21 protein-coding genes are annotated in these 24,354 nt (G+C 55.4%); 10 read left to right on the top strand and 11 right to left on the bottom strand.

Annotation, left to right across the window (positions count from 1 at the left end):
• The first annotated feature begins 269 nt into the window (after window positions 1-269).
• On the top strand, window positions 270-1,688 hold the full coding sequence (gene araE / locus ABIE11_RS12530) for an arabinose-proton symporter AraE (protein ID WP_255409579.1): 1,419 nt from the start codon (window positions 270-272) through the stop codon (window positions 1,686-1,688).
• A 39-nt stretch (window positions 1,689-1,727) separates the two neighbouring features.
• On the opposite strand, the gene ABIE11_RS12525 is transcribed toward araE, so the two are convergent.
• From ABIE11_RS12525 to ABIE11_RS12505, 5 genes are all read right to left on the bottom strand, one after another.
• Window positions 1,728-2,855 (bottom strand): oligogalacturonate lyase family protein, encoded by a 1,128-nt coding sequence (locus ABIE11_RS12525; protein WP_429184605.1) that lies wholly within the window; start codon window positions 2,853-2,855, stop codon window positions 1,728-1,730.
• A 66-nt stretch (window positions 2,856-2,921) separates the two neighbouring features.
• The gene (locus ABIE11_RS12520) at window positions 2,922-4,208 is read right to left on the bottom strand and encodes an ABC transporter substrate-binding protein (protein WP_102104685.1); all 1,287 of its coding nucleotides are present in this window, start codon (window positions 4,206-4,208) and stop codon (window positions 2,922-2,924) included.
• Window positions 4,209-4,222: 14 nt separating this feature from the next.
• Entirely contained in the window at window positions 4,223-5,350 is a 1,128-nt protein-coding gene (locus ABIE11_RS12515; RefSeq protein ID WP_102104684.1) for an ABC transporter ATP-binding protein, read from the bottom strand.
• 12 nt (window positions 5,351-5,362) lie between these two features.
• A complete protein-coding gene (locus tag ABIE11_RS12510) occupies window positions 5,363-6,265 on the bottom strand; it encodes a carbohydrate ABC transporter permease (RefSeq protein ID WP_100779064.1) in 903 nt (300 codons plus the stop codon).
• Window positions 6,258-7,148 (bottom strand): carbohydrate ABC transporter permease, encoded by an 891-nt coding sequence (locus ABIE11_RS12505; RefSeq protein WP_100779065.1) that lies wholly within the window; start codon window positions 7,146-7,148, stop codon window positions 6,258-6,260. Before ABIE11_RS12505 ends, ABIE11_RS12510 begins: the two co-directional genes overlap by 8 nt.
• Window positions 7,149-7,694: 546 nt before the next feature.
• On the opposite strand from ABIE11_RS12505, the gene wzz(fepE) reads away from it, so the two are divergent.
• Window positions 7,695-8,825, top strand: a complete 1,131-nt coding sequence (wzz(fepE), locus tag ABIE11_RS12500; protein ID WP_107702907.1) for an LPS O-antigen length regulator Wzz(fepE) — start codon at window positions 7,695-7,697, stop codon at window positions 8,823-8,825.
• A 47-nt stretch (window positions 8,826-8,872) separates the two neighbouring features.
• On the opposite strand, the gene ABIE11_RS12495 is transcribed toward wzz(fepE), so the two are convergent.
• Window positions 8,873-9,196: a cupin domain-containing protein gene (locus tag ABIE11_RS12495; protein WP_102104682.1), complete on the bottom strand. Its 324-nt coding sequence runs from the start codon at window positions 9,194-9,196 to the stop codon at window positions 8,873-8,875.
• Window positions 9,197-9,332: 136 nt separating this feature from the next.
• Here ABIE11_RS12495 and ABIE11_RS12490 point away from each other — a divergent pair, with 136 nt between their 5' ends.
• The gene (locus ABIE11_RS12490) at window positions 9,333-10,025 is read left to right on the top strand and encodes an aspartate/glutamate racemase (RefSeq protein WP_429184604.1); all 693 of its coding nucleotides are present in this window, start codon (window positions 9,333-9,335) and stop codon (window positions 10,023-10,025) included.
• A gap of 4 nt (window positions 10,026-10,029) precedes the next feature.
• On the opposite strand, the gene ABIE11_RS12485 is transcribed toward ABIE11_RS12490, so the two are convergent.
• Window positions 10,030-10,950 (bottom strand): LysR family transcriptional regulator, encoded by a 921-nt coding sequence (locus ABIE11_RS12485; protein WP_314523685.1) that lies wholly within the window; start codon window positions 10,948-10,950, stop codon window positions 10,030-10,032.
• A gap of 121 nt (window positions 10,951-11,071) precedes the next feature.
• Between ABIE11_RS12485 and lysA the strand changes: the two genes are divergently transcribed.
• Window positions 11,072-12,334: a diaminopimelate decarboxylase gene (gene lysA / locus ABIE11_RS12480; RefSeq protein ID WP_231275083.1), complete on the top strand. Its 1,263-nt coding sequence runs from the start codon at window positions 11,072-11,074 to the stop codon at window positions 12,332-12,334.
• Here lysA and ABIE11_RS12475 read toward each other — a convergent pair.
• Window positions 12,326-13,342, bottom strand: coding sequence for a LacI family DNA-binding transcriptional regulator (locus ABIE11_RS12475; protein WP_107702910.1), 1,017 nt, complete (start codon window positions 13,340-13,342; stop codon window positions 12,326-12,328). The two genes, lysA and ABIE11_RS12475, sit on opposite strands and share 9 nt — an antisense overlap.
• A gap of 401 nt (window positions 13,343-13,743) precedes the next feature.
• On the opposite strand from ABIE11_RS12475, the gene ABIE11_RS12470 reads away from it, so the two are divergent.
• From ABIE11_RS12470 to ABIE11_RS12455, 4 genes are all read left to right on the top strand, one after another.
• A complete protein-coding gene (locus ABIE11_RS12470) occupies window positions 13,744-15,081 on the top strand; it encodes a PTS sugar transporter subunit IIC (RefSeq protein WP_129035083.1) in 1,338 nt (445 codons plus the stop codon).
• A gap of 7 nt (window positions 15,082-15,088) precedes the next feature.
• Window positions 15,089-16,516, top strand: a complete 1,428-nt coding sequence (locus ABIE11_RS12465) for a glycoside hydrolase family 1 protein (protein WP_429184603.1) — start codon at window positions 15,089-15,091, stop codon at window positions 16,514-16,516.
• 95 nt (window positions 16,517-16,611) lie between these two features.
• The gene (locus ABIE11_RS12460; protein WP_100779075.1) at window positions 16,612-17,385 is read left to right on the top strand and encodes a GntR family transcriptional regulator; all 774 of its coding nucleotides are present in this window, start codon (window positions 16,612-16,614) and stop codon (window positions 17,383-17,385) included.
• On the top strand, window positions 17,382-17,858 hold the full coding sequence (locus ABIE11_RS12455) for a GNAT family N-acetyltransferase (RefSeq protein ID WP_429184602.1): 477 nt from the start codon (window positions 17,382-17,384) through the stop codon (window positions 17,856-17,858). The genes ABIE11_RS12460 and ABIE11_RS12455 overlap by 4 nt, the downstream gene beginning before the upstream one ends.
• Here ABIE11_RS12455 and galR read toward each other — a convergent pair.
• Window positions 17,819-18,835, bottom strand: a complete 1,017-nt coding sequence (gene galR / locus ABIE11_RS12450) for an HTH-type transcriptional regulator GalR (protein WP_100779077.1) — start codon at window positions 18,833-18,835, stop codon at window positions 17,819-17,821. The two genes, ABIE11_RS12455 and galR, sit on opposite strands and share 40 nt — an antisense overlap.
• 625 nt (window positions 18,836-19,460) lie before the next feature.
• Between galR and aas the strand changes: the two genes are divergently transcribed.
• Together aas and lplT are read left to right on the top strand one after the other, a co-directional pair.
• Window positions 19,461-21,620 (top strand): bifunctional acyl-ACP--phospholipid O-acyltransferase/long-chain-fatty-acid--ACP ligase, encoded by a 2,160-nt coding sequence (aas, locus tag ABIE11_RS12445; RefSeq protein WP_429184601.1) that lies wholly within the window; start codon window positions 19,461-19,463, stop codon window positions 21,618-21,620.
• A complete protein-coding gene (lplT, locus tag ABIE11_RS12440) occupies window positions 21,613-22,806 on the top strand; it encodes a lysophospholipid transporter LplT (RefSeq protein ID WP_123428624.1) in 1,194 nt (397 codons plus the stop codon). The genes aas and lplT overlap by 8 nt, the downstream gene beginning before the upstream one ends.
• Before the next feature lie 52 nt (window positions 22,807-22,858).
• Here the strand turns inward: lplT and ABIE11_RS12435 are convergent, their stop codons facing one another.
• Window positions 22,859-23,899: an NADP(H)-dependent aldo-keto reductase gene (locus tag ABIE11_RS12435; protein WP_102104674.1), complete on the bottom strand. Its 1,041-nt coding sequence runs from the start codon at window positions 23,897-23,899 to the stop codon at window positions 22,859-22,861.
• Between the two features lie 133 nt (window positions 23,900-24,032).
• Window positions 24,033-24,251: a YgdI/YgdR family lipoprotein gene (locus ABIE11_RS12430; protein WP_100779081.1), complete on the bottom strand. Its 219-nt coding sequence runs from the start codon at window positions 24,249-24,251 to the stop codon at window positions 24,033-24,035.
• Between the last annotated feature and the right edge of the window lie 103 nt (window positions 24,252-24,354).

Below are 24,354 nucleotides of genomic sequence, written 5' to 3'. Positions count from 1 at the left end.
TTTTTTGCCAAAAAATCAGCTTGTCCATATTCGCAAAGTCATAAAATCCATAGTGAAAATCCATGATGGATGCATATCACAACTTTATTGCTTATAAATTAATGCATTAACAATAAATGGTGATTAATTACCCAGAGTTGAAATTGTAATGTCCATCACAGAACGCTACTGCCCAGCCAAATAATCCATAACTTCGCGTCTAACGGCCTGACACTTTTGCTGGCTTTCTCGTAATTTCAGTTAACGTCTTAACGCTGTTCAGGCAGGAAATTATGACATCTATCAATGACTCTACCTTTATGCCCCGCGCCCTGCGCGATACCCGCAGAATGAATCTGTTCGTGTCCGTTTCAGCGGCGGTGGCCGGTTTACTGTTTGGGCTGGATATCGGCGTGATCGCCGGTGCGCTGCCGTTTATCACCGACCACTTTACGCTTAGCAGCCGTCTGCAGGAGTGGGTGGTGAGCAGCATGATGCTCGGCGCGGCGCTGGGTGCCCTGTTCAACGGCTGGCTCTCTTTCCGGCTGGGGCGCAAATACAGCCTGATGGTGGGGGCAGTGCTGTTTGTCGCCGGTTCGCTCGGTTCCGCGTTTGCCACAGGCGTTGAAGCGTTACTGCTTTCCCGCGTGCTGCTGGGTGTAGCGGTGGGGATTGCGTCCTACACGGCCCCGCTCTACCTCTCTGAAATGGCGAGTGAAAACGTGCGCGGAAAAATGATCAGCATGTATCAGCTGATGGTGACGCTGGGTATCGTGCTGGCATTTCTTTCGGACACCTATTTCAGCTATAGCGGCAACTGGCGCGCAATGCTGGGCGTGCTGGCGCTGCCCGCCGTACTGCTGATGGTGCTGGTGATTTTCTTGCCGAACAGCCCACGCTGGCTGGCCCAAAAAGGGCGCCACGTGGAGGCGGAAGAAGTGCTGCGGATGCTGCGCGATACCTCGGAAAAAGCGCGTGAAGAGCTGAACGAAATCCGCGAAAGCCTGAAGCTGAAGCAGGGCGGCTGGTCGCTGTTTAAAGCCAACCGCAACGTGCGCCGCGCGGTGTTTCTTGGGATGCTGCTGCAGGCGATGCAGCAGTTTACCGGGATGAACATCATCATGTATTACGCGCCGCGCATTTTCAAAATGGCCGGTTTTACCACCACCGAACAGCAGATGATCGCCACGCTGGTGGTGGGCCTGACCTTTATGTTCGCCACCTTTATCGCCGTATTTACCGTCGATAAAGCGGGGCGCAAACCGGCGCTGAAAATTGGTTTCAGCGTGATGGCGCTCGGAACGCTGATCCTCGGCTACTGTCTGATGCAGTTCGATAACGGCACGGCCTCCAGCAGTCTCTCCTGGCTCTCCGTCGGCATGACCATGATGTGCATCGCGGGCTACGCGATGAGCGCTGCGCCGGTCGTGTGGATCCTGTGCTCGGAAATTCAGCCGCTGAAGTGCCGCGACTTTGGTATCACTTGTTCCACCACCACCAACTGGGTGTCGAACATGATTATCGGCGCGACCTTCCTGACGCTGCTCGACTCCATCGGTGCAGCGGGAACCTTCTGGCTCTATACGGTGCTGAATGTGGCGTTTATCGGCATCACGTTCTGGCTGATTCCTGAAACCAAAAACGTCACGCTGGAACATATCGAACGCAAGCTGATGGCGGGGGAGAAGTTACGCAATATCGGCGTCTGATTATTGCTGCCCGGCAGCGCTTCGCCTGCCGGGCTTTTTTTACACTCGCGCTAAATACAACGCCGGCATCCCTTCCTCATCCGACGTATACAACACCCACTGATTATCCGGCGAGAACGACGGGTGTGGATGCGTCACCTGGCGGTCCCCATCAAGCACTTTCCAGCTGGTGTTATGCTGGCAAACGGCGTGTTGCGTTCCGGTCGCAATATTAAATACCCAGATAAAAGGATCGTTCAGGCTGATATCGCCCGTGTTGTGCGGCGCGCCGTCGCCCACGATCAGTGAGCCGTCGTGGTTACTCATCAGATGCGAACAGGGCGGGATTGCCATCAGCTGACGATTTTCCAGCGTCAGTGGATCGGCGCTGCAAAGATAGCGCTGGGGATCGTTCTCCTTGTGCGCGACGTAATAGAGCGTGGAACCATCCGGCACCCAGAATTCATGGGTAAAACTTTCCCCCGGCGCATGCTGGCGCACCTTGCGAAGCTGGCTGCCGTCGGGATTGATGAGCCACATGCGGGCGTCGATGGCATCGCGCGGTCCTTCGTGGCAAAACGCGACTGTGCTGTCGTCAAACGGACGATAGATCGGATGCCCGAGCCAGCGTTTTTCCTGCAAAATCACCTGCTGCTCGCCGGTGCGTAGATCAATATTGATCAGGCGGCATTCGGGCTGGGTAAAGTAAAAGGCGCGGAACTTGCTCCAGTCGGTCAACGGCTGCCAGTCACGCTTTTTGATTTCGACCCCGACCAGTTTTGTACAGTCTGAATTCGCGACCCAGGTGCCATACGCCACCCACTCGTCGTCGACCGCATACACAATCTGCTCTTCGAAACTGTCGAGACAGACGTGCCGCAGTTCGCGGTTGTTTTTCACATACCACAGCGCGTTATCATCATGAGATAAGAACCCGCCAAAGGTGTTATCACCCGCACCGTCGGTGAGCTGGGTGGCCTGCTGTCTGGCGATATCGAGCAGGTAGTAGTTCCAGTGGCCCTCAAACGCGCCGCCAAAAATCAGCTTGCTGCCGTCCTGAGTAAAACACTTTTGATAGAAGTAGTTGCGATGACAAATGATGTGCGGGGGCGTCATCCGTATCACCTCGTGCCCCGTTTCACTGTCCTGGCGCGTGCGAAAATTCAGCGGGATGATTTTGCCTTTCATAGCGTGTTCTCCGGATAAAAAAATACCCTGCCACCGGAGGTGGCAGGGCAGGGAAGGTCACAGGAATTAGCGCATCGCGCGTTTCAGGATACGTTCAGCCTGACGCTGGAAGTCGGTTGCCGTCTCTTCCACGGATTTCTGACCGTAGTCGAGATACTGCAGGGAGGTGCCGAACTGCGCCACGATCTGCGGGTCGTCAAAGTATGGCGAGACAGAGAGTTTAGCTGGCAGAGACTGCGCCAGGCGCAAGCCCGCGACGGCCGGATCGTTCTCTTTGATGGTGCCGTCTTCTGTCAGGTATTTCACCGCCACTTTACTCAGCGGCACGCCGCGCTCCAGACCCAGCGTATCCACCCCTTCTTTGCTGTTCAGCAGGAAGTTAATGACTTTTGCTGCGGCTTCCGGGTTTTTGCTCGATTTACCGATAGAGAGCATCTGCGCCGGTTTGAAGAACAGGCCCGCATCCGTTGCGCCTGGCAGCATTGGGTAGCTGCCCAGCTCCAGTTTCGCTGGTGGCTTCAAGTTGTCGGAATACTTGTTAATGGTGGAGTTCCACATGTAGGTACCACCCCATTCACCCTGAATCCACGGTTTCATTTCATACATGTTGCTCTTGCCGAATGACGCGTAGTATTTGGTGTCTGGCATCACGTGGCTATCCACCAGATCTTTGTAAGTCTGGAAGAATTCCACCCACTGCTCTTTGCTGTAGGAGAATTTTTTCGCTTTTTCGTCAACGGCTGGAATGTTGTATTTCTGAATCATGTAGGAGTTCAGCAGCGCCAGCGTGTCCTGATGTTCCAGAACCACCGGGTAATACTGTTTACCCAGTTTGCTCTCAAAAGCTTTCCCGGCTGCTTTCAGCTCGTCCCAGGTTTTCGGGTATTCGACGCCCGCTTTTTTCCAGGTCTCATCGTTAAAATAGAACACGCGCGCGGTCACGGAGATCGGAATACCGTTCAGCTTGCCGTCGACAGTGGTGGACTGCAGCTCTTTGGCATCGAACTGACTTAAGTCGATCACATCTTTCATTTTGTTGAGATCGTAGAAGCCGTCGCCGGTTTTCGAGAAGATCGGCAGCCAGTTCCAGTTAGTCTGCATGACGTCCGGCTCGGTGCCGCCTGCAATCTGGGTGGTCAGACGCGACAGGTGGCCGTCCCAGCCGGTGTATTCGGCTTTGACGTTAATGTCCGGATGCTGTTTGTGGAACTCTTCTAACGCTTTCAGGGTAACCTGATGGCGGCCATTACCCCCCCACCAGGACATACGTAAATCAACATCTTGCGCCATCGATGGCAAAGCAGTAAGGCCCAGGGTAGCGGAGATTGCTGCGCTTAAAAGCACTTTTTTCATTTTTATAACTCCAGTTAGATTGAGATGTTCAGTTCAGTTTTTGCATCAAAAATGTGGCACTTATTCATATCAAACTTGAAATACACCTTACGATGAAGTCCTTTATCAATCATAGGCTTAGCTTCATCGGAAGGAATTCGGGCAGTCAGTTCGTAATCAGAGACTTTCAGGTAGACGAAGAACTCGTGACCCATGTTCTCTACGCGTACCAGCTCGCCGCTGCAGCTACCTTCTGCGAACGGCTCGTCAGAGACAGAGACGAATTCCGGGCGGATGCCGTAGAAGGTGTCTTGCGCCTGATGGCCGACCACTTTGTCGTGCAGGGTTTCGCTTAATGGCATCGTTTCATTGCCGATGCTCAGCGCCAGACGGCCCTGCTGATCGACCAGTCGAGTGGCGCGAATATTCATCTCAGGCGCGCCGATAAACCCGGCCACGAACATGTTTTTCGGTTTGTGGTAGAGGTTGTCCGGGGTATCCACCTGCATGATGTGACCGAGTTTCATCACGCAGATGCGGTCGCCCATGGTCATCGCTTCCGTCTGATCGTGGGTGACGTAAACGGTGGTCGCCGGTTTACCGGATTTCTTCAGCTGTTTGTGCAGGTCAGAAATACGGATACGCATCGAGGCGCGCAGCTTGGCGTCGAGGTTGGAGAGCGGTTCATCGAACAGGAACACGTCAGGTTTTTTGACGATGGCGCGGCCCACGGCCACACGCTGTGCCTGGCCGCCGGAGAGCTGGCGCGGTAAACGGTCCAGCAACTCTTCCAGTTCGAGGATTTTCGCGGCTTCGTTGACCTGTGCTTCAATCTGATCTTTCGGCATTTTGCTGAGCTTCAGACCGAAGGCCAGGTTTTCACGCACGGTCATGTGCGGATAGAGCGCGTAGTTCTGGAACACCATCGCAATTCCGCGCTCTTTTGGCGCGAGGTTGTTGACGATCTTCTCACCGATGCGGACTTCGCCACCGCTGATGGTCTCAAGACCCGCCAGCATACGCAGAGTGGTCGATTTGGCGCAGCCGGATGGCCCGACGATCACCATAAATTCCCCTTCAGCGATTTTCAGGTCGATAGCATGTACCGCTTTGAAGCCGTTGGAGTAAACCTTTTCCAGTTTGTTGAAAATAACTTCAGCCATGATATTTCCCTCTTAACCTTTAATTCCGCTGCTGGTTACGCCCTGTACGAAGTAGCGCTGTGCCAGGAAGAAGACAATGATGGATGGCAGAATGGAGATGCTCGCCATTGCCAGAATTTCGTTCCACGGCGCACCTTCGGTGACGTCGATGGACATTTTCAGAGCCAGTGCAATCGGGTATTTATCCACGCTGTAGACATAAATCAGCGGCCCGATGAAGTCGTTCATTGACCACATGAACTGGAACAATGCGACGGAGATAATGGCCGGTTTCAGAATCGGCACCACCACATACCACAGCACCTGCAGGGAGTTGCAGCCGTCGATCTGTGCGGCCTCTTCCATGTCACGCGGAACACCGCGCAGGAACTGAATCAGCATGAAGACGAAGAACCCTTGGGTGGCGAACGCCAGCGGCAGGTACAGCGGCATATAGCTGTTCAGCATGCCCATTTCGCGGAACATCAGGTACTGCGGGATCAGCAGTACGGTGCTCGGCAGGAGCATGGTGGTGATGAGCGTGGCGAACCAGAATTTCTTCCAGGGGATCTCGAAGCGGGCAAAGCCGTACGCCACGATGGTGGAGGAGATAATGGTCAGAATCACTTTCGGGATCACATACTTAAAGGTGTTCAGCATGTAATGGCCAAAGTTGTACTCGGTACCGGTTTTCCAGCCGTTGATAAAGCCGTCCCAGGTGGCGTGTGCGGGCCACAGGCTCAGGGTGGTGAAGATCTCGTGGTTCGGTTTGAACGACGCCGAGAACATCCACACCAGCGGATAGAGCATCAGCAGGCCAACAAACAGCAGGATCACGTAGCGGATACTGGCGTTGATTTTCTCTTTGCGCAGCGTGCGGGCCACTTCGCGTTCCGCGATGCTTCTCGCCGTGGAGAGTTCCTGAATATCAGCCATTTTTGCCTCCCTTATCGGCAGAGTAGAACACCCAGTATTTCGAAGATTTAAAGGCGATAGCGGCAAAGACCGCGACGACCAGGAACAGGATCCAGGCCAGCGCTGCGCCGTAACCCATATCAAAGTACTTGAAGGCGGTGTCGTAGATGTAAAGCGAGAACAGATAGGTCGAATAGGTTGGTCCACCGCCCGTTATCACGTACGGACCGGTAAATTCCTGGAACGCCTGGGTGGTCTGCATAATGAAGTTGAAGAAGATCACCGGCGTAATCAGCGGCACGGTCACTTTCATGAACATCTGCCATTTGGAAGCACCGTCGATCATCGCCGCTTCATACTGAGACTGCGGAACGTTTTGCAGAGCAGCCAGGAAGATGACCATCGCGGAACCAAACTGCCAGACGCGCAGTAAGGTGACGGACATCAGCGCCAGAGACGGTTCACCGAGCCAGTTCACCGGGTCCAGCCCAAATACACCGATAAAGCTGTTCAGCAGGCCATCAATCGCAAACAGCGCGCGCCACAGAACGGCAATAGCGACGGAGCTGCCGAGGATTGATGGAATATAATAGGCTGTTCGGAAGAATCCAATGCCGCGTAATTTAAAGTTCAGGACAAACGCAATTCCCAGCGCAAAGGCCAGCTTCAGCGGGATGGTCAAAAATACATAGGCAAAGGTGACGCCCATGGATTTCCAGAAGAGGGTATCTTCTGTAAACATGTAGCGGTAGTTTTCAATGCCGTTAAATACCGGCGGGCTCATCAGATCGTAATCAGTGAAACTGAGAAAGAAAGATGAAACAAAGGGAAACGCGGTAAAGATTATCAACCCGATTATGTAGGGTGATATCCACGCTAGCCCCAGCATTTTGTTTTCATTCATACATACCTACCTGGCAATCAATGGTTTAAAACGGAATCTGCTGGTGGTGCTGCTACCCGCATCGGTTTTACGAGACGGGGAAGCGAGTGTTCGGTGTGCGTCGCACGAGGTCTACTCCATTTACCTGCTGATAAATAAGATGTTTTATCATTCCATTTGGACACGCCTTGTCTGGGTTTCAAAAACAAACGAACCGTTGTTCTTGATTTGTAAAACATCGTTTTAATTTATTTTATTGCGATTTGTTTCTGCGTCATTCTATTAATGATGGAAATGTGATCGCTGTCGAAACGCTGTTTCAATAAGGTGAGGTGGCTGGCAATTTTGACTTTTAGACAGAAGAAAAGCCGAAGGAGGAGATCGGTGACGGGTGAAACATGTGTCTTTGTAACATTCAATAACTCATTGCGACTAACTACTAAATTTCGTAGCGCATTCCTCATTTTTTGCAAACGCACATTCAGATGATTCTTAGTTTCGGGTATCATCCATTTCACCTAACTGTGATTGGCAGGATTTCACTGCAACTCAACCAGAAGAATTAGAATGTCTGCTATGGATATCAAAAAAAGCACGGAGCTGCATTTTGCCAGTTATCCACCCCCGGTCGTTGCCCAGAAAGAAATTGACCTCCTGGGGCTCTTCGAAATCTTATTTGCCGCCAGAAAGCGGATTATTGCTGTGGTTTTCGCTTTTGCTGTCGTGGGGCTTATCGCCGCCTTCCTGATGCCACAAAAGTGGACCAGTAAAGCGGTAGTGACTCCCGCGGAGCAAACCCAGTGGAGTGACGTGCAGAAAATGCTGATCGCGCTGCAGGTGCTGGATGTCGATGTCAGCGTTAAGCGTTCGGACGTTTTTAACCTGTTTATCAAAAAGTTTCAGTCTCAGTCGCTGCTGGAAGAGTATCTGAAGACCTCCCCCTTCGTGATGGCGCAGTTAAAAGATGCTGAGATCGATCCGCAGGACTTGCATCGCGCGGCGGTGAATATTGCCGAACGAATGACCGCGACCGATAACGCAGCAGCCAAAAATTCCGATAAAGCGCCCTACGCGTCATGGACGTTGAGTTTTAGCGCGCCGACGGCGCAAGACGCGCAGATCGTGCTGAAAGGGTACATCGATTACATCTCTGCCATCGTTGAGAAAGAGACGATGCTCAACGTGCGTAACGCGCTGGAACTGAAAACGCAGATGGAAAAAGAGCGGCTGGAGCTGGACCGTGTCCGTCTGACGACAATCCATAACACCAATCTTCAGCGCCTTAACTACTCTCTGGAAGTGGCGAACGCCGCCGGAATCAAAAAGCCGGTCTACAGCAATGGTCAGGCGGTAAAAGATGATCCTGATTACTCCATCGCGCTGGGCGCGGACGGGATTGCGCAGAAGCTGCGAATTGAGAAATCGTTGAAAGATGTGGCCGAGCTGAACGCCGATTTCCAGAACCGCGAATACCATCTGGCTCAGCTGGAGAAGCTCTCCATCAATGATGTGAATTTTGAACCGTTCAAGTATCAGCTTTCGCCGTCGATGCCGGTGAAAAAAGACGGACCGGGCAAGGCTCTGATCATTATCCTGGCCGCTCTGATCGGCGGAATCGTGGCTTGTGGCAGCGTGCTGATTCGTGAGGCAATGCATGCACGTTCACCGCTACCAGAGCATGAACTGGCGACGAACTAAATCACATTGATGACGAGAAGGGCGGAGTAACGACCGCCCTTTTTTATTTATTTCAGGAAATCTTCGCGCACGGGGGTGAAGGTATCCAGCAGCGTGCCCGGTTTCAGGCACACGCAGCCGTGCATCACGTGCGGCTCTTTATAGAGAGTGTCGCCCGCCGTCACCACGTGTTTCTCTTCGCCAATGGTGAACTCGAATTCGCCGGAGAGCACGTAGGTTAACTGTTCGTGCGGATGGTTGTGCATTGGCCCAATCGCCCCCTGCTCAAAATTGACTTCCACCGCCATCATCTTGCCGTCGTGCGCCAGAATACGACGCGTCACGCCATTGCCCAGATCCTCAAGCTGTGTCTCTTTGTGGAAAATAAACATCGTGGTGTCCTGTTAATTAGTGAAACATTGTTTTAATTAATTTATATCAGCGCGAGTGAAAAGGAAACGGCAAGCCAAATAACTGGAAACAGGATCACAAGTTTGCTTCACTGGAGAAATCTGAACAGGAGAACATATGAAAACGATCGGTCTGCTGGGAGGAATGAGCTGGGAGTCCACCATTCCTTATTATCGCCTGATTAATGAAGGCATCAAACAACGTCTCGGCGGCCTGCATTCGGCGAGTCTGCTGCTGCACAGCGTCGATTTCCATGAGATTGAGGCCTGCCAGGCCAGCGGTGAGTGGGATAAAGCGGGGGAGATCCTCGCACAAGCGGCCCTCGGGCTGGAGCGTGCGGGCGCGGATGGCATTTTGCTCTGTACCAACACCATGCACAAAGTGGCGTCACATATTGAGGAAAGCTGCTCGCTGCCGTTCCTGCATATCGCCGATGCCACCGGGCGGGCCATAACCGCCAGCGGGATGACGCGCGTGGCACTCCTGGGAACGCGCTACACCATGGAGCAAGATTTCTATCGTGGGCGACTGGAGTCACAGTTCGGCATTGAAAGCCTAATCCCCACCGAGGCCGACAGGGCGCGCATCAACCAGATCATCTTTGAAGAGTTGTGCCTCGGTACCTTCAGCGACGCCTCGCGCCACTATTATCTCGACGTGATCGATAAACTCGCGGAGCAGGGCGCCGAAGGGGTGATATTTGGCTGCACCGAGATTGGCCTGCTGGTTCCGGCTGACGACAGCGCGCTCCCGGTCTTTGACACCACGGCAATTCATGCCGCCGATGCCGTCGAGTTTATGCTGTCGTAAGAGGTTAGTTTTGCAGGTCCGGTAACTGCTGCGCCACCCGGTGGGAGTGCTCCACCAGATGCGCCGTAAATGCATCGACCAGCGCAGACGCCGGACGATGCAGCGGACGAATCAGGCTCACGGTAAAGGGAACGGAAATGCTAAAGCGGCGGATCACAATCCCGCTTGCGGCATAGTCCAGCGCCGTGAGCGGATTCACCACCGCAATTCCCACGCCCGCCCGCACCATCGCGCAAATGGACGCCGCGCTGTGGGTCTCCACCACCATCCGTCGTTTCACCTGATGTTCCTGGAACAGCGTATCCAGCAGCTGTCGGTAACTGTCGGTCTGTGACAGGCTGATATAGTTTTCGCCGTGGAAATCCGCCGGTGTCAGCACGTTTTTGCTGGCAAGGCGGTGGCCCTCAGGCAGCACGCAGACTTCATCCAGAGACAGCAGTTCAGTGCGCTCCGTTCCCGCAGGTGTGACCAGGGTTTCGGTCAGGCCTAAATCGTGGCGCTGTGCCGAGAGCCACTCTTCAAGCAGCGGCGACTCCTGCGGCACAATAGTGAGGTTCACGTCGGGATAGCGGGCGAGAAACGGCTGAATCAGCGGCGGCAGGAACGACTGGGAAAAGACCGGCAGGCAGACAATCGACAGCTCGCCCTGGCGGAATTCCCGCAGACTCTCCGCTGCACTGACGATGCGGTCCAGGCCGTACCACGAGCGCTGAACTTCTTCGAACAAGCGCAAACCCTGCACCGTCGGATGCAGCCTGCCGCGCGTACGCTCAAACAGCGTTAGCCCCAGCACTTTTTCAAACCGCGCCAGCTCGCGGCTCACCGTGGGCTGCGAGGTGTGCAGCATCTGCGCGGCTTCGGTCAGATTACCGGTGGTCATCACCGCGTGAAAAATTTCGATATGACGTAGGTTAACGGCGGGCATAGGGCACCTGTTTTGATCGGTAAGCCATATCATTTTTGCATAGACTCGCGATAAAACGATATTTTTTATTCTCTTCGCGCTGTGGCGTAATGTTAAAAAATGACGTTACCCGGAGAACACCATGCCACGCCCACTGAACAGTACCGATACCGATCTGAATGCCGAGAACCTGCTGCGCTTACCCGCTGAGTTTGGCTGCCCGGTCTGGGTTTATGACGCGCAGATCGTTCGCGAAAAGATTGCGGCGCTGCATCAGTTTGACGTGGTGCGTTTCGCGCAGAAAGCCTGTTCGAACATCCATATTCTGCGTCTGATGCGCGAGCAGGGCGTGAAAGTGGATTCCGTTTCGCTGGGTGAAATCGAACGTGCGCTGGCGGCGGGGTACGATCCGAAGCACGACAGCGAGGCGATTGTCTTCACCGCTGACGTGATTGACAGCGCGACGCTCGCCCGCGTGCATGAGCTGCAGATCCCGGTCAACGCCGGTTCGGTGGATATGCTGGAACAGCTGGGGCAAGTTTCACCGGGCCACCGCGTGTGGCTGCGAGTCAATCCGGGTTTTGGTCACGGGCACAGCCAGAAAACCAACACCGGCGGTGAAAACAGCAAGCACGGCATCTGGTATACCGACCTCCCTGCGGCGCTGGAAGTGCTGCAGCGCTACAACCTGACGCTGGTGGGCATTCACATGCACATCGGTTCCGGCGTCGACTACGGTCATCTTGAGCAGGTGTGCGGCGCGATGGTACGCCAGGTGATCGAATTCGGTCAGGATCTGGAGGCGATCTCCGCCGGTGGCGGCCTGTCGATCCCGTATCGCGAAGGGGAAGAGGCAATCGATACAGCTCACTACTACGGCCTCTGGAGCGCGGCGCGCGACAAAATTGCCGCCCATCTGGGCCATGCGGTTAAACTGGAAATCGAGCCGGGACGTTTCCTGGTGGCAGAGTCCGGCGTGCTGGTTACTCAGGTCCGCAGCGTGAAGGCGATGGGTAGCCGACACTTCGTGCTGGTGGATGCAGGCTTTAACGATCTGATGCGCCCGGCGATGTACGGCAGCTATCACCACATTACCGCGCTGGCGGCGGATGGTCGTGATTTAACGCAGGCGCCGCGGGTTGATACCGTGGTCGCCGGTCCGCTGTGCGAATCGGGCGATGTCTTTACCCAGCAGGAAGGGGGCAAAGTGGAAACTCGCGCGCTGCCTGTCGTTGCGCCGGGGGATTATCTGGTGCTGCACGATACGGGGGCATATGGCGCGTCGATGTCGTCCAACTACAACAGCCGTCCGTTGCTGCCGGAAGTGCTGTTCGATAACGGCGTGGCGCGGCTGATTCGCCGTCGCCAGACCATTGAAGAGCTGCTCGCGCTCGAACTATTTTGAGGTGTAAAACGGCCCTGTCGTGACCGAATCGCGCAACATGAGCGTACCGGTAAACGGCGGGATCGTCTCGATCGGCTGGTGGTTAGCCAGCCGAACCGCCTGATCGATAGCCGTGACGATCATATTATCGATTGGCAGATAGACGGTGGAGAGGGCGGGTTCCAGCCATTTGGCGCTCGGTGCGTCGTCAAAACCAAACAGCGAAATGTCCTGCGGAATATGCAGCCCGGCCTGATGCAGCGCTTTGGACGACCCGAGCGCCATATCATCGTTACAGGCAAACAGGGCGGTAAACGGGACTTTCTCGCTGAGCAGCTCGTTGCACAGCTCATATCCCCGCGTCATGCCCGCATCCCCATACTTCACCCGACGATCGTCCCAGGCAATGCCGTGTTTTTCCAGCGCCTGACGATAGCCCATCAGACGTGCTTTACCCGTTGGCGTATGAATCGGCACTGTAATGCAGGCGATCTCCCGATGGCCCTGGCTAATCAGATAATCGACCGCTTTAAACGCCGCTTCCTGCTGCTCGAAAAACACGCATCGATCGCGCGCCAGACTGACGTCGCGGTTAATCACCACCAGCGGCATTTTCACGCTGTTGATAAGCTTCATGATCGCTTTTTCGCTCATATAGCGCGTGTACAGCACAATGGCGTCGCACTGGCGGTCTGCCAGCATTTGCACCGCCTGCTCTTCACGCTCAGGCGCGTCGTGGCCGTCGGTGACGATCAGCTGCTTGCCGTGCGTTTCCGTCTGGCGCGACGCCTGCTGCAGCAGACGACCAAAGTAAAAACCGTCAAAGGTTGAGACCACCAGACCAATGCTGTTGCTGGTCTGGTTCGCCAGCGACTGCGCGAGGAAATTTGGGCGATAGCCCAGCTCTTCCATCGCGTTAAATACCTGCTGACGCGTACTCTCTTTGACCTGACCTGTGCCATTCAGCACGCGCGATACCGTGGCTTTCGACACACCCGCGCGTAGTGAGACATCCAGCATTGTTGCCATTAGACATTCCTGCATTCACGTAATCGTCCGCAGTTTATCACAGACCCTCAGGCGCATAAGCGAGACGGCGAGGGGAAAATCCCTATCGCGATCACGGTTCAGCATAAAACGGGGTAACTGGCATACCAAAGTGGTGAAAAATCATGATTTGGAATACCTCTGGCCGCATTGAGAGTTGAATCACAGAACCCTGAGCGACCTGAAGCTATTTTTGGTATGCCAATAGTATCCGGCTGTACACCTTATTCTCTATCCAGGCGGCTTCATGTGGCAGGACGGCGGCACCCTTACCCATCCCGATGCGCTTACGTTAGGCAGCGGTTCGGGTGAGTGAGTGCAGCTAAAACCCTGCAACGTGAAAGGCGACGGGTATAAAAGCCCTTTTACTGAGGTATTACCTTATGGCAGTGCAGGAAAAACTGATCGACGCTCTGGGCAGTTTCGCCACTAAATTCAACAGCTATCGCTATATCATGGCGATAAAATCTTCGTTCATTACCTTAATGCCGGTCATCATTGTGGGCGCCTTCTCGGTGCTGATTTCCAACATGGTGCTGGACCCAAAAAACGGCCTCGCGAGCTTCCAGTCCCTCTCGTTTCTGGCGGCGCTTAAGCCGATCACCAGCGCGATAAACTACGCCACGCTGAATTTTCTCAACATTGGCGCGGTGTTTTTAATTGGTATTGAGCTTGGGCGTATCAACGGTATCAAATCACTGTTTCCGGGCCTGCTGGCAGTGATCTGCTTTATCTGTGTCACGCCGACCACCGTCGAAATGCTGGTCGACGGGCAGATGCACGTGGTGAAAGACGTGCTGCTGCGCCAGTTCTCGGATACCCGCAGCCTGTTCCTCGGCATGTTTATTGCCATTCTCTCCGTCGAGGTTTACTGCTGGCTGGAAAACCGTCCAGGGCTGAAAATCAAAATGCCTGATACGGTCCCGCCGAACGTTTCGGCGTCGTTCTCGGCGCTGATCCCGGCGATTATCACCACCACCGCCATTGCGACCTTCGGTTTTATCTTCCATCAACTGACCGGCATGTACCTGTATGACGCGGTCTATCAGGTGGTGCAGCAGCCGCTTGAGCGCGTGGTGCAGAGCCTGCCGGGTATTCTGTTGCTGATGTTCGTCGCGCAGCTTTTCTGGGTGATCGGCATCCACGGTAATCAGATGATCAAACCGATCCGCGAGCCACTGCTGCTGGGGGCGATCACCGTCAACATGAGCGCCTTTGAGCAGGGCAAAGAGATCCCCAACATCATCACTATGCCGTTCTGGGATGTGTACATGAGCATCGGCGGATCGGGTTTGACCATCGGCCTGCTGATCGCGGTGATGATTGGCACGAAGCGCAAAGAGATGCGTGAGATCGCCAAGCTCTCTATCGGGCCGGGGATTTTTAACATCAACGAGCCAGTGATCTTCGGTATGCCAATCATGCTCAACCCCATCCTTGCGATCCCGTTCATCATCACTCCGCTGGTAACCGGCTCGATTGGCTATTTCGCGACGGTCACCGGTTTCGCCGGAAAAGCCGTGGTGATGGTGCCGTGGACTACGCCTCCGCTGATTAACGCCTGGCTGTCGACGGCGGGATCGATGGGAGCGGTGATCACCCAGCTGATCTGTATCGTCACCGCCGTGCTGATCTATCTGCCGTTCGTGAAAATTGCCTCACGCCGCGCGGAGCAGGCGGCCCTGCAGGCGCAAAGCCAGCAAGCGACAAATAACGTATGAGGATCTCATGAGCACAAAACACATCTCGATCCCGCAGGATTTTATTCTGGGTGCCGCCGCGTCGGCCTGGCAAACGGAAGGCTGGAGCGGCAAAAAAGAGGGGCAGGATTCGTGGATCGATCTCTGGTACAAAAACGATCGTCACGTCTGGCATAACGGCTACGGCCCGGCGGTGGCGACCGATTTTATCAACCGCTTCCGCGAAGACGTGGCGCTGATGAAACAGGCCGGGCTGACGCACTATCGCACCTCTATCAACTGGTCGCGGTTTTTGACCGATTACGAAAACGTGACCGTCGATGAAGAGTACGCGGCGTATTACGACGCTCTGTTCGACGAAATGCACCTTCAGGGCATCGAGCCGATGATCTGCCTGGAGCACTACGAGCTACCGGGCGCGCTGCTGGAAACCTACGGCGGCTGGGCCTCAAAGCAGGTGGTGGAACTCTTTGTGCGTTACGCCGAAAAAGTGTTTGCACGTTATCACGGGAAAGTGACGCGCTGGTTCACCTTCAACGAGCCGATTGTGGTGCAGACGCGTGTTTATCTCGACGCGCTGCGCTGGCCCTACGAGCAGAACACAGGCACCTGGATGCAGTGGAACCATCACAAAGTGCTGGCGACGGCGAAAGTGGTGAAGCTGTTCCGTGAGAAAGGCTACCGGGGAACCGTGGGCTGTATCCTGAACCCGGAAGTGACCTATCCGCGCTCGAAAGCGCCCCATGACGTGCGCGCGGCAGAAATCTACGATCTGTTCTATAACCGCGTCTTTCTCGAGCCACTGGTACATGGGCGCTATCCACAGGCGCTGTTTACCTTACTTGAGCAGCACCATGTGCAGTGGGAGTACAGCGCGGATGAGCTGGCAATCATTGCCGAAAACACCGTCGACGAGCTGGGGATCAACCTTTATTATCCGCACCGGGTCAAAGCCCCGTCGCGGGCCTGGCATCCGGAAACGCCCTTCCATCCGGCCTACTACTACGAGCCGTTCGAGCTGCCGGGGCGCAAAATGAACGCCTCGCGCGGCTGGGAAATTTATCCACGAATCATCTACGACATGGCGATGCGTATCAAAAACGACTATCGCAACATCCCGTGGTTTGTGGCGGAAAGCGGAATGGGCGTGGAAAACGAAGGGCAGTTCCGGGGCAGCGACGGGGTTATTGCCGACGATTATCGTATCGCGTTTATCAGCGAGCACCTCTATTACACGCTGCTGGCGCGCGAAGAGGGGGCAAACTGCCACGGCTATATGCTGTGGGCGTTCACCGATAACGTCTCGCCGATGAACGCGTTCAAAAACCGCTATGGCCTGATTGAAATCGATCTGGCCGATAACCGCGCCCGCCGGGCGAAAAAGTCGGCGGCGTGGTTCCGAAAGCTGGGCGATGAACGCACGCTGACGCTGACTGTCGATGATGAATGGAAATAGGCTAATCACGACGCAGGTTCTGGTAAAATAGCCGCCAACTGGCCGGGAGGATGCCCGGCCCGAGCGTCAACTCAACTGTCAGTACAGGTGAAATCGTGGAGAAGGCCGTCGTTCCGCCAGAAAAAAAACAGTACCAGGAGATTGGCGATGATCTGCGCACGCAAATCATCGACGGTCACTATCCTGTGGGGTCCCGTCTGCCGCCTGAGCGCAATATCGCCGAGACGTACGGCGTCAGCCGCACCATCGTGCGCGAAGCCTTACTCATGCTGGAGTTGCAGGGTACCGTCGATATCCGTCAGGGTTCCGGCGTTTACGTGATGCGCATCCCCGAAGAGCACGAAAACGAGGAAGAGCGCTTTTTAAATAGCGACGTCGGCCCGTTTGAGATTTTGCAGGCGCGCCAGCTGCTTGAAAGCAATATTGCCGCCTTTGCCGCGAAAATGGCGACCCGCGCGGATATTGATAATCTGCGTCGCATCATCGAGCAGGAGCAGCGCGCGATTGCCGCCGACGATCACAGCCAGGATAACAACAAGATGTTCCACCTGGTGCTAGCGGGCGCAACGCAAAACCAGATGCTGCTGGCGACTGTCGAGAGCGTCTGGCACCACATGGACAGCAGCCCGCTGTGGCAGCAGTTCAACGTTCACATCGCCAGCCGCGCATATCGCCTGAAGTGGCTTGGCGATCGCCAGACCATTCTCGCGGCCCTGCGTCGTCGCGACGTGATGGGGGCGTGGCAGGCCATGTTCCAGCACCTGGAAAACGTAAAAAAAAGCCTGCTGGAGCTGTCGGATGAAGACGCGCCGGATTTTGACGGCTATCTTTTTGAATCTGTCCCGCTTTTCCAGGGAAAACTGGTGTGAAGATCATTCCCCTTTATGCCGCTGCGCACCATGCCCAGCGCGTAACCGACTGGTTATGGCAGGCGTTTGGTGACGGTTTACCGCGTGAATTCTTTGACAGCATCATCGAACACAGCCAGACGCCGGGCGCACTGCCGCTCACGTTTGTGGCGGTCGAGGGCGAAACACTGCTGGGCACCGTCGGTTTATGGCGCTGTGATTTGATGACGCGCCAGGATCTCTTTCCGTGGCTGGCGGCGCTGTACGTTGATGACGCCGCGCGCGGGAAAGGGCTGGCGGGGCAGTTGCAGGAGCATGTGATGGGCTATGCCGCAAAAGCCGGGTATTCCGAGCTGCATCTCTGGTCAGCCTGCCGGGACTTTTACGAGCGCTACGGCTGGCAGTACATCGGCGATGCGCTGGAATACCCGAATAAAACCGTCCATCTCTATCGCTATTCGCTGACCGGATCTGCGGGGGCAACCACGGAGTGACGGCGAACCAGCGTCGGGCTGAACAGATGAGTGATATCTGGCGGCGGGCGTTTTTCGGCCAGCGCCAGCGCCAGTTCAGCGGCCTGCGTTGCCATGGTGACAATCGGATAGCGCACGGTGGTTAAGCGCGGGCGCACATAGCGCGCGACCAGCACATCATCGAAACCAATCAGCGAAATTTCTGCCGGTACGTCGATACCGTTATCGTTCAGCACACCCATCGCACCCGCGGCCATCGAGTCGTTATAGCAGGCCACGGCGGTGAAATTCCGCCCACGGCCTAACAGCTCCGTCATCGCCTGCTCGCCGCCGCTCTCGTCGGGTTCGCCATAGGTGACCAGACGATCGTTGCACGGCAGGCCGCTTTCGCGCAGGGCATCGTAATAGCCGCGCAGACGATCTTCGGCATCGGAAATCTGGTGGTTTGAACAGAGATAACCAATGCGCGTATGACCCTGCTGGATCAGGTGGCGTGTAGCAAGCCAGGCGCCGTAGCGATCGTCCAGCGCCACGCAGCGTTTCTCATAGCCGGGGATAATACGGTTAATCAGAACCATGCCGGGGATCTGCTTCATCAGATGCAGCAGTTCGGCGTCGGGGAGGACTTTGGCGTGAACCACCAGGGCGGCGCAGCGATGGCGTATCAGCTGCTCAATGGCCTGGCGCTCTTTTTGTTCGTTATGGTAGCCGTTGCCGATCAGCAGGAAATTGCCGGTCTGGTACGCCACCTGTTCAACCGCTTTGACCATCGCGCCGAAAAAGGGATCCGACACGTCGCCGACCACCAGACCCACGGTTTCCGTTGACTGCTGCGCCAGGGCGCGCGCGTTGGCGTTGGGATGATAGTTCAGGGTTTCCATGGCGCTTTGCACGGCCTGACGGGACGCATCGCTGGCTTTCGGTGAATTGTTGATGACGCGAGAAACGGTCGCCACAGAAACACCCGACAGACGAGCCACATCCTTAATTGTCGCCATTAAATACCTTCTTTAGGGGGTAAGCGTTTACACACTCAATAGTGTTGCGGAAAACCGAGGTGCATTCAAGGGCTAGCCCGCAATGCACCTCGCAAACGTGACGCAGAACATGGGAAAACAGTGTAATCGTTACACGGGGAAGCGTGTCAGAATAATGTCAAAGCGAACCTTTGCTTACACTTTGCGGCAGGCTGTTGCGATTGTCTGCTGGTGGAGAATGTGAACAGATTGCTAAAGTCGAGATCCCAGAGGTATTGATAGGTGAAATCGACTCCGGTTGATTAACACGAATTACACCAACCTGCGTCCATACGCAGGTTTTTTTTGTCTGTAACTTCAACATGTAACAGCAATCGATATTTTTCACACCTGGTTGCACTTAGGCTCATTCCCTTGCGTTTTCGCGCTGGCGAAGCGGATTGCCAGCAGCCACAATCAAGATCCCAGAGGTATTGATTGGTGAGAATTCTTGGTACGGTTTCGTACTCATCTCTTGCACCAGCCTGCGCGGATGCGCAGGTTTTTTTTCGCCTGAAATACGCTACCTCTCCTCCCGCCTGCACTTCTCGTGTAATCTGCCACAATTTAGCGTAACCCTAAAATTTAACAGGCAAAGGGAGTTGAAATGCTATTTGGGTTCTTCCGTACCTTGTTTCGTATCCTCTTTCGCGTCCGCCTGACGGGGGACACTCAGTCATTGCGCGGCGAGCGCGTGCTCATCACCCCAAACCACGTCTCCTTTATCGACGGCGTTTTGCTGGCACTTTTCCTGCCTGGCCGCCCGGTCTTCGCGGTCTACAGCTCCATCAGCCAGAAGTGGTTTATGCGCTGGCTGGCGCCGCTGATTGATTTTGTTCCCCTCGATCCGACCAAACCGATGATGATTAAACATCTGGTGCGCCTGATCGAGCAGGGCCGTCCGGTGGTGATTTTCCCGGAAGGGCGTCTTACCGTGACCGGCTCGCTGATGAAAATCTACGACGGCGCGGGGTTTGTCGCGGCGAAATCGAAAGCCACCGTGGTGCCGCTACGCATCGAAGGGGCAGAGCTGACCTATTTCAGCCGTCTGAAAGGGCTAGTGAAGCAGAGCCTGTTCCCGCAAATCACCCTCCACATTTTGCCTCCGACCACGCTGCCGATGCCTGAAGCACCGCGCGCAAGGGATCGCCGAAAGATCGCAGGCGAAATGCTCCATCAAATTATGATGGAAGCGCGCATGGCCGTGCGCCCGCGCGAAACCTTATATGAATCGCTTCTCTCCGCGCAGGACCGTTTTGGCGCGAAGAAAAACTGCGTTGAAGATATCAATTTCACGCCCGATACCTATCGCAAGCTGCTGACCAAGACCCTGTTTGTGGGCCGTATTCTGGAAAAATACAGCCAGCACGGGGAAAAAATTGGTCTTATGCTGCCTAACGCCGGGATCAGCGCGGCGGTGATTTTCGGTGCGGTGTCACGCGGACGCATTCCGGCGATGATGAACTACACGGCGGGAGTGAAAGGGCTGACCAGCGCGATAACGGCTGCGGAGATCAAAACCGTTTTCACTTCGCGCCAGTTCCTCGACAAAGGCAAACTCTGGCATCTGCCGGAGCAGCTCAAGCAGGTGCGCTGGGTGTTCCTCGAAGATTTAAAAGCTGACGTTACCCTTGCCGATAAGCTGTGGATCTTTGCCCATCTGCTGGCGCCACGTCTGGCGCAGGTTAAACAGCAGCCGGAAGATGCGGCCATTATTCTGTTTACCTCCGGTTCTGAAGGCAATCCGAAGGGGGTTGTTCACTCTCATAAAAGTATTCTGGCGAACGTCGAGCAGATCAAAACCATTGCCGACTTCACCGCGAACGATCGTTTTATGTCGGCGCTGCCGCTTTTCCACTCCTTTGGCCTGACGGTCGGGCTGTTTACGCCGCTGTTCACGGGCGCCGAGGTGTTCCTCTATCCCAGCCCGCTGCATTACCGTGTTGTACCGGAACTGGTGTATGACCGTAACTGTACGGTGCTGTTTGGCACCTCAACGTTTCTTGGCAGCTATGCGCGTTTCGCCAATCCGTATGATTTCTTCCGTGTGCGCTACGTGGTGGCGGGAGCAGAGAAACTGCAGGACAGCACCCGTCAAATCTGGCAGGACAAGTTTGGTCTGCGCATTCTTGAGGGTTACGGCGTGACAGAGTGTGCCCCGGTGGTCTCGATCAATGTGCCGATGGCGGCGAAGCCTGGCACGGTCGGGCGCATTCTGCCGGGCATGGACGCACGTCTGTTAGCGGTGCCGGGCATTGAAGATGGCGGTCGCCTGCAGCTGAAAGGGCCAAATGTGATGAATGGCTATCTGCGCGTGGAAAACCCAGGCGTGCTTGAAGCGCCGACGGCGGAAAACGCGCAGGGCGAGGTCGAAACCGGCTGGTATGACACGGGCGATATTGTGCGCTTTGATGAGCAGGGCTTCGTGCAAATCAAAGGCCGCGCCAAACGCTTTGCCAAAATTGCCGGGGAGATGGTTTCGCTTGAGATGGTAGAACAGCTGGCGACGGCGGTCTCTGCCGACAAAATGCATGCCACGGCGATTAAGAGCGACGCCAGCAAAGGCGAAGCGCTGGTGCTCTTTACCACCGACAGCGAACTGAAACGCGAGCAGCTTCTGCACTACGCCCGCGAGCATGGCGTGCCTGAGCTGGCCGTGCCGCGCGATATTCGTTATCTGAAGCAGTTACCGGTGCTCGGCAGCGGTAAACCCGATTTTGTCGCGCTGAAAGGCATGGTTGATGAGGCGGAACAGCATAATGCGTGAGTCAGTACACACTAACACCTCCCTGTGGTCGAAGGGCATGATGGCGGTGACCAGCGCTCAGTTCCTTTCGGCCTTTGGCGATAACGCGCTGCTGTTTGCTACGCTGGCGCTGTTGAAAGCCGAGTTTTATCCGGACTGGAGCCAGCCCATCCTGCAGATGGTGTTTGTGGGTGCTTACATCATTTTTGCGCCGTTTGTCGGGCAGGTGGCTGACAGTTTCCCTAAAGGGCGCGTGATGATGTTCGCCAACAGTCTCAAACTGCTGGGCGCGGCGAGTATCTGCTTCGGCTTTAATCCCTTCATCGGCTACACGCTGGTGGGGATTGGCGCGGCGGCGTATTCACCGGCGAAATACGGGATTTTGGGGGAGCTGACCACCGGCGACAAACTGGTTAAAGCCAACGGCCTGATGGAGTCCTCGACGATTGCCGCCATTTTGCTCGGCTCCGTCGCCGGCGGCGTGCTGGCGGACTGGCATGTGCTGGCCGCGCTGGGTGTGTGTGCGCTGGTGTATGCGGGCGCAGTCGTGGCGAACCTGTTTATCCCGACGCTGCCCGTGGCGCGTCCGGGGCAATCCTGGCGCTTTACGCCGATGACGGCCAGTTTCTTCAATGCCTGCCGCGTGCTGTGGCGTAACGGCGAAACGCGCTTCTCCCTGCTGGGCACCAGCATGTTCTGGGGCGCGGGCGTGACGCTGCGCTTCCTGCTGGTATTGTGGGTGCCGACGGCGCTCGGGATCACCGATAACGCCACGCCCACCTATCTCAACGCGATGGTCGCTGTGGGGATTGTGGTCGGGGCCGGTGTGGCTGCGAAGCTGGTCACCCTGGAAACCGTATCGCGCTGTATGCCTGCGGGGATTTTGATTGGCGTCGGCGTGCTGTTTTTCTCCCTACAACATGCGCTGCTGCCGGCTTACGTGCTGCTGATCCTGATTGGGATGCTCGGTGGTTTCTTTGTGGTACCGCTGAACGCACTCCTGCAGGAGCGTGGTAAACAGACCGTCGGGGCGGGTAATGCGATTGCGGTGCAAAATCTCGGTGAAAACACTGCGATGCTGCTGATGCTGGGGCTGTATTCCCTGGCGGTTAAAGTGGGATTACCGGTCGTGGGCATCGGTGTCGGGTTCGGTGGGTTGTTTGCGCTGGCAATTGCGGGGCTGTGGCTCTGGCAGCGTCGTCGGTAACGGATTGCCGGGGGGCGACTTCGCCTTACCCGGCATACCAGATCAAAACGCGTTACGGTGCCGGATAGGTGTAAACCTGATGCACCGCCTCAATCTCCGCCAACACCTCTTCGCTCAACTCCAGATGGAAACTGTCGATGTTCGTTTTCAATTGCTCCATTGTGGTGGCACCCAGCAGGGTACTGGCCACGAACGGCTGACGACGCACAAAGGCTAATGCCATCTGTGCAGGGTCCAGACCGTGACGTTTCGCGATATCAACATACGCCGCAACGGCTTTCTGCGTTTGCTCACCGCTGTAGCGGGTAAAACGGCTGAACAGGGTATTACGTGCCCCGGCAGGTTTTGCGCCGTTGAGGTATTTACCGGTCAACGTCCCGAAGCCGAGGCAGGAATAAGCCAGCAGCTCAACGCCTTCATACTGCGTCACTTCCGCCAAACCCACTTCATAACTGCGGTTAACCAGGCTGTAAGGGTTCTGAATGGTCACAATGCGCGGCAAATCGTGCTTATCGGCCAGATGCAGATAGCGCATCACGCCGAACGCCGTTTCGTTCGAAACGCCAATGTAGCGGATCTTACCGGCGCGCTGACACTCGGTCAGAGCTTCCAGGGTTTCGAGCAGGGTCACCACCGGCGCGCTGTCGCTCCAGGTATAGCCCAGTTTACCGAAGCAGTTGGTCGGGCGCTGAGGCCAGTGAACCTGGTATAAATCGAGATAGTCGGTCTGCAAGCGCTTCAGGCTGGCATCCAGCGCGGCGCGGATATTTTTGCGATCCAGAATCTGATTCGGACGAATGCCCGCGTCGTTATTGCGCGACGGGCCGCTGACTTTCGACGCCAGCACCAGCTTTTCGCGATTGCCGTTTTTCGCCAGCCAGTTGCCAACGTAGGTTTCGGTCAATCCCTGGGTTTCCGGGCGCGGAGGCACCGGGTACATTTCGGCCACATCAATCAGGTTGATCCCCTGGCTGACGGCGTAATCGAGTTGCGCATGGGCATCGGCTTCGCTGTTTTGTTCACCGAATGTCATCGTGCCCAACCCCAGTTGGCTGATCTCCAGAGTGCTGTGGGGGATACGGTGATAATGCATAGCCGGCTTCCTATACTGTGAAAATTGACGGCGTCAGGAATCTCCCCGACGAAGGACTATAAACATGGCAGAGGGGGAGCAAAAGGGGAAGAAAAAAATCAAAAAGGCCAGTAAGCAACTGACCTTTAACTGTTTATCTTTCGATGATTTGCGAAACTTCGTCGCGATTGATCTGCATCTTATTGCCCTGCTGATCGTTGTAGCTTACAAGGCCGGTATCGTCGTCGACTTCGGGTTTGCCGTCAGTCAGTATCATTCGACCGTCTTTTGTCGCCATAACGTAATCACTACTACAACCTGAAACCGCAAACGCTAAACCCACCGCTGAGATTATCACTGCCCATTTTTTCATCGTTATCATCCTCACCTGGCTCGTATCACATCATAGTGTAGTAATAACCTGAGAAAGCGTCAGGAGGAAGCAGTAAAATCTTAAACATCAGGTGAATGTGTTT

The organism is Lelliottia sp. 489 (genome assembly GCF_050435885.1).
Lineage (GTDB): Bacteria > Pseudomonadota > Gammaproteobacteria > Enterobacterales > Enterobacteriaceae > Enterobacter > Enterobacter nimipressuralis.
Note: the sequence above shows the minus strand (reverse complement) of the source record. Positions and strands in the feature narration are given on the sequence as shown.

Excerpts from the sequence above, each read along its gene's own strand:
- lplT (WP_123428624.1), top strand. The coding sequence starts at position 21,613 with ATGCGTGAGTCAGTACACACTAACACCTCCCTGTGGTCGAAGGGCATG.
- ABIE11_RS12435 (WP_102104674.1), bottom strand. The coding sequence starts at position 23,899 with ATGCATTATCACCGTATCCCCCACAGCACTCTGGAGATCAGCCAACTG.
- ABIE11_RS12505 (WP_100779065.1), bottom strand. The coding sequence starts at position 7,148 with ATGAATGAAAACAAAATGCTGGGGCTAGCGTGGATATCACCCTACATA.
- aas (WP_429184601.1), top strand. The coding sequence starts at position 19,461 with ATGCTATTTGGGTTCTTCCGTACCTTGTTTCGTATCCTCTTTCGCGTC.
- ABIE11_RS12485 (WP_314523685.1), bottom strand. The coding sequence starts at position 10,950 with ATGCCCGCCGTTAACCTACGTCATATCGAAATTTTTCACGCGGTGATG.
- ABIE11_RS12495 (WP_102104682.1), bottom strand. The coding sequence starts at position 9,196 with ATGTTTATTTTCCACAAAGAGACACAGCTTGAGGATCTGGGCAATGGC.
- ABIE11_RS12515 (WP_102104684.1), bottom strand. The coding sequence starts at position 5,350 with ATGGCTGAAGTTATTTTCAACAAACTGGAAAAGGTTTACTCCAACGGC.
- ABIE11_RS12490 (WP_429184604.1), top strand. The coding sequence starts at position 9,333 with ATGAAAACGATCGGTCTGCTGGGAGGAATGAGCTGGGAGTCCACCATT.
- ABIE11_RS12525 (WP_429184605.1), bottom strand. The coding sequence starts at position 2,855 with ATGAAAGGCAAAATCATCCCGCTGAATTTTCGCACGCGCCAGGACAGT.
- ABIE11_RS12465 (WP_429184603.1), top strand. The coding sequence starts at position 15,089 with ATGAGCACAAAACACATCTCGATCCCGCAGGATTTTATTCTGGGTGCC.
- ABIE11_RS12520 (WP_102104685.1), bottom strand. The coding sequence starts at position 4,208 with ATGAAAAAAGTGCTTTTAAGCGCAGCAATCTCCGCTACCCTGGGCCTT.
- ABIE11_RS12470 (WP_129035083.1), top strand. The coding sequence starts at position 13,744 with ATGGCAGTGCAGGAAAAACTGATCGACGCTCTGGGCAGTTTCGCCACT.
- ABIE11_RS12430 (WP_100779081.1), bottom strand. The coding sequence starts at position 24,251 with ATGAAAAAATGGGCAGTGATAATCTCAGCGGTGGGTTTAGCGTTTGCG.
- ABIE11_RS12475 (WP_107702910.1), bottom strand. The coding sequence starts at position 13,342 with ATGGCAACAATGCTGGATGTCTCACTACGCGCGGGTGTGTCGAAAGCC.
- ABIE11_RS12510 (WP_100779064.1), bottom strand. The coding sequence starts at position 6,265 with ATGGCTGATATTCAGGAACTCTCCACGGCGAGAAGCATCGCGGAACGC.
- galR (WP_100779077.1), bottom strand. The coding sequence starts at position 18,835 with ATGGCGACAATTAAGGATGTGGCTCGTCTGTCGGGTGTTTCTGTGGCG.
- lysA (WP_231275083.1), top strand. The coding sequence starts at position 11,072 with ATGCCACGCCCACTGAACAGTACCGATACCGATCTGAATGCCGAGAAC.